This is a genomic window from Mycobacterium sp. (genome assembly GCF_035603715.1).
Taxonomy (GTDB): domain Bacteria; phylum Actinomycetota; class Actinomycetes; order Mycobacteriales; family Mycobacteriaceae; genus Mycobacterium.
In genome coordinates this window covers 1-4,122 of the sequence record NZ_DATNJW010000522.1, presented here as the reverse complement: position 1 = coordinate 4,122, position 4,122 = coordinate 1, and the positions used below count along the sequence as shown (strand labels likewise).

Genomic DNA, 4,122 nt, shown 5'->3' with positions numbered 1-4,122 from the left:
CTGACCATGGCCGTAGCCGCCGGACGCGCCGCCGATCCCGACGCCACCGCGCAACGAGTGGCGCTGGTGTCCCGCGACTTTCCGCTGCTGGAGGGCGGCAACGGTGCGGTGTTGTTGGCCGCGTTGTCGTTACCGGCAGGCACCCCCGTGACCGAGGTGCTCGGTGGTGCGCCCGCCGTGTTGGACCAGATCGGTAGCGCCGGCGACGCCACGCTGGTGATCGCTGCCGATGACAACGACCTCGTGGCGGGGGCCGGCGCCTTGCTCACCGGCGACGGCGGCGCCATCGTGACCCCGTCGGCGCGTCAGACGCGAAGTCTGCCCCTGACGGCCCGAGCTGAGGACGGCGCCCGGCATGCCTACGTCGACCCCCGACTGCAACGCGAAGTCGGGGTCCGCGCCACCCTCACCAGACTGGGCCTGACCGGAACCCCGGCGCTGGCCGCGGCAGCAGGCGTCGCGCTGGCGCAACTTGGTACCGACTTCGACACATCGCAGGCCGTCGGCGAACCGACCGTCTCTGCTTCGGGGATCATCCGGCTGCTGGCCGATGCAATCGAGGCGGGCACGCAGGGCCTGCTGCTCGCGGTCGAGCAGTCCAGCATCAGCGCGGCCGACCTCGCGTCGGGAGGCAGGGCGCCCCGGATTGCCCGCGACGAGTATGCGCCTCAGGAATTACCGAAGGCGCGCGTCGCCGACGGCGTCGGCATTCCGATCTCGATGCCCGCGTATGCGCGCGCGTTCGAGCCGAAGATCCGCTGGGAGGCAGCGGTTTTCGAGGAGAGCCCCGGCATCGACTCGGCGCCGCAGTTCCCGCCGCGGCTGCGTGTCGACAACGCCGGAAGATTGGCCAGCGAGTACCGGCTCGAGCCGCTGCCGCGCACCGGCACGGTATACACCCACACCACCGTGCGGATCCCGGTGCCCGACCTGCCCAGCCCGTACTCATTGGCCGTCGTTCAGCTCGACGACAGCCCGGTGCGGGTGCTGCTGAAGGTCACCGGTGTGCCCGCGGGCGAGGCGACGATCGGACAGCCGGGCTCAGTGGTGTTGCGCAGAATCGCCATTCGGGCCGGCATCCCCGACTACGGCTATGCATTCTGGCCGGGCCGCACGCTGGAAGGAGCCGCTACATGAGAAACGTCGCCATCGTGGGCGCCGGGATGACACCCTTCGCTGAACATTTCGAGCTGGGCATCAAGGATCTGGTGCCGATGGCGTACGCCGAAGCGGTCGCCAACGTTGACAAGGGCATTCAGAAGTCTGAGGTCGAAGCCGCGTGGTTCGGCGAATTGTCGACCACTGATGGGTTCCCGTCCGGCATTCTGGCTGACACCCTCGACCTGACCGACATTCCGGTGACACGCATCGAAAACGCCTGCGCCACCGGCAATGACGCGATCCGGAACGGAACGTTAGCCATCGCCTCTGGCCTGTATGACGTGGTGCTCGTCGTCGGGGCCGACAAGGTCCGGGAGACCTCGTCGAACACCACGTTTTGGGATTGGGCGGCGATGACCCGCGACAACGCCTGGGATTATCCGTTGGGACTGGTCGCGCCGGCCAATTTCGCGCTGCACGTGATGCGGTATCTGCACGAGTCGCCGGCGACCAAGGAGCACATGGCGATGGTGGCGGTGAAGAACCATTTCCACGCAGTGAACAACCCGAAAGCTCAACTGCGCTACGAGATCACCGTCGAGCAGGCGCTGGCGGCACCGATCGTGGTCGAACCCTTCGGGCTCTACGACTGCACCCCGCAGAGCGACGGGGCCGCCGCGGTGATTTTGGCCGCCGAAGAGGTTGTCGACCGCTACACCGACCGCCCGGTCTGGGTTCGGGGCGTTGGCCTGGGCATGGACCGAGTGATGCACCAGCATAAGGCGGACATGACGACGTTCCCGCCGACGGTACGCGCCGCCAAAGCCGCGATGAAGATGGCCGGGGTGACGCCGCGCGAGGTCGACGTCGCCGAGGTTCATGACTGTTTCACCGGCGTCGAGCTGATCAGCTACGAGGATCTCGGCTTCGCCAACCGCTTCGAGGCCTACAAGCTGGTCGAGGGCCGCGAACACTATGTCGGCGGGTCGATTCCGATCAATCCGAGCGGCGGGCTGAAGGCGAAAGGCCACCCGCCGGGCGCCACTGGTGTGGCGCAGTGTTACGAGCTGTTCAACCAGCTTCGCGGTGAAGCCGAGAACCAGGTCGATGGTGCGCGAGTGGCGTTGGCGCACAACATCGGCGGGCCGACCGCGGTCTCCGCGGTCACTGTCCTCTCCAACCAAAAGAACTGACGGGACCATCACATGACGACTTCTGAGATCGCCACCTTGTCCGGCTACGAAGAGTTTGCGCCATGGCTGCTGGTGGAGAAGACCGGCAACGTCCATGTAGTCAGCATCAACCGGCCTGAGGCGTTCAACGCCGTCAACGAAGAGGTTCACCACGCGTTTGCCACTATCTGGCGGGTACTCGCAGCCGACGACGATGTGCGGGCAGTGGTGACGACCGGTGTCGGCAAGGCGTTCTCGGCCGGTGGCGACATGGTGATGTTCGGGCGGCTGATCGACGACGCCGTGGCCCGCCAGTTTCAGATCACCGAGGCCCGCACGGTGTTCCTCGAGGTGATCAACTTCCCCAAACCGCTGGTGTCGGCGGTCAACGGCCCGGCCGTCGGGCTGGGCTGCTCGATCGCTCTGCTGAGCGACTTCCTCGTTATGGGGGAGAGCAGCTATCTGGCCGACCCGCACGTCGCGGTCGGGTTGGTCGCGGGCGACGGCGGCACCGCGATGCTGCCGCTGCTGATCGGCATGATGAAGGCCAAAGAATATGTCCTGCTGGGGGATCGGATCACCGCACCGATCGCAGAGAAGCTCAATCTGGTCACAAAGGTGGCTGCCGACGACGCTGTGCTGGATGAAGCGCTCTCGATCGGAGAGCGACTGGCTGCGCTGCCGCCACAGGCGCTGCGGGCCAGTAAGGTTGCGATGAACATGCATCTGTCGAGGGCGGCCCAAGGAGTGCTGGAATACGCGCTGGCCGAGGAGTACACCTCGTTCTCGACGCCGGAATTCAAGGAGCGGGTGGCTGCCTTCCGGGCGCGCTCGAAGAAGTGAGAGCCTCGCCGGCCGCAAGGAGCTTTTCCAAAGTGGCGCGTTCGCCGGCGGTCCAGGGACGGGCAGCGGAGCGATCCTCCCGCAGAACGACTTGCACGGTCCGGACCGTCGCACACCGGTGAGTCGCGGTGGCGATGACGTTGATCGTCGTGAACGACGTGGTGCCGATCGCCTCGACGGCGGAGGACACCTCGACAAGGTCCGAGTGCACGACTGGATGGTGGTAGTCGATTGCGTTGTGAACGACGACAATCGAGCTGCACGTATCGGGAAGGGCGCTGAACAGAAAGCGGTTCCGGGCCTCTTCTGCGTAGACCAGGAAGACAGTGTTGTTCACGTGTCCAGCTGGGTCGAGATCGGTCCACCGCGGCTCGGTGCGAAGCACTGTCGTCATGGGCTCCTCCTGTGGTTCGCGTCCATCGATGCGGTGCCGTTGGGCTCGAGTGCAGAAGCTGACGGCAGTCAGCGGTAGGCGGTCACCCGTGCGGTGATCGCCACCTTGCCGTCGTCGCCGATGGCCTGCGCATCGCTCACGGCGGTATTGCGGCCCACCCGCAGCGGTGTGCCCTCGTAGCGGGATGCACTGCCGGCGAAGAACGGCCGCAGAAAGTTCACTCGCAGCGATGCGGTCTCCAGCAGACTGTTAGCGCGGTCCCGGTTCACAGCGGCCGACGCCGCGAGCTCCAGGCCGGCCGCCGCCACGCCCCCGTGGACGATGTCGATGTCGTTGTTGAGGTTGCGGTCGACACGCTGCGCCAGCACCGGGCCGGGGTCACGGTCGACGACGTGCACCGCCGTCAGGTCGGCGAATGTGGTCTCAGCCGACCTGCGCAGGGTTTCTGACCGGCGTTGGGGGACAACATCCTCGGCGTCGATGAAGAACGATCGCACCGTCCCGCCGCCGATCACCACGCCGCGGTATGTCAGCGTGCAGATCCCCAACGATGTAGCACCCAGCGGCCCAAATGCATGTGCGGTAGCCAGTACGGGACCGTCGAGGTCCCCG

At 66.3% G+C, this 4,122-nt stretch carries 5 protein-coding genes; 3 read left to right on the top strand and 2 right to left on the bottom strand.

Annotated elements, in window-relative coordinates; all coding sequences use genetic code 11:
• From VN856_RS21615 to VN856_RS21605, 3 genes are all read left to right on the top strand, one after another.
• A partial coding sequence (locus VN856_RS21615) for a Zn-ribbon domain-containing OB-fold protein (RefSeq protein ID WP_325692753.1) occupies window positions 1-1,137 on the top strand: 1,137 nt, incomplete at its 5' end.
• On the top strand, window positions 1,134-2,294 hold the full coding sequence (locus VN856_RS21610) for a thiolase C-terminal domain-containing protein (RefSeq protein WP_325692751.1): 1,161 nt from the start codon (window positions 1,134-1,136) through the stop codon (window positions 2,292-2,294). The genes VN856_RS21615 and VN856_RS21610, both read left to right, overlap by 4 nt.
• 12 nt (window positions 2,295-2,306) lie before the next feature.
• Window positions 2,307-3,116, top strand: a complete 810-nt coding sequence (locus VN856_RS21605; protein WP_325692749.1) for an enoyl-CoA hydratase/isomerase family protein — start codon at window positions 2,307-2,309, stop codon at window positions 3,114-3,116.
• Here the strand turns inward: VN856_RS21605 and VN856_RS21600 are convergent.
• Together VN856_RS21600 and VN856_RS21595 are read right to left on the bottom strand one after the other, a co-directional pair.
• Window positions 3,073-3,510 (bottom strand): thioesterase family protein, encoded by a 438-nt coding sequence (locus VN856_RS21600; RefSeq protein WP_325692747.1) that lies wholly within the window; start codon window positions 3,508-3,510, stop codon window positions 3,073-3,075. The genes VN856_RS21605 and VN856_RS21600 overlap by 44 nt on opposite strands.
• Before the next feature lie 68 nt (window positions 3,511-3,578).
• Window positions 3,579-4,122: PaaI family thioesterase (locus VN856_RS21595; protein WP_325692745.1), on the bottom strand; the 544-nt coding region annotated here is incomplete at its 5' end.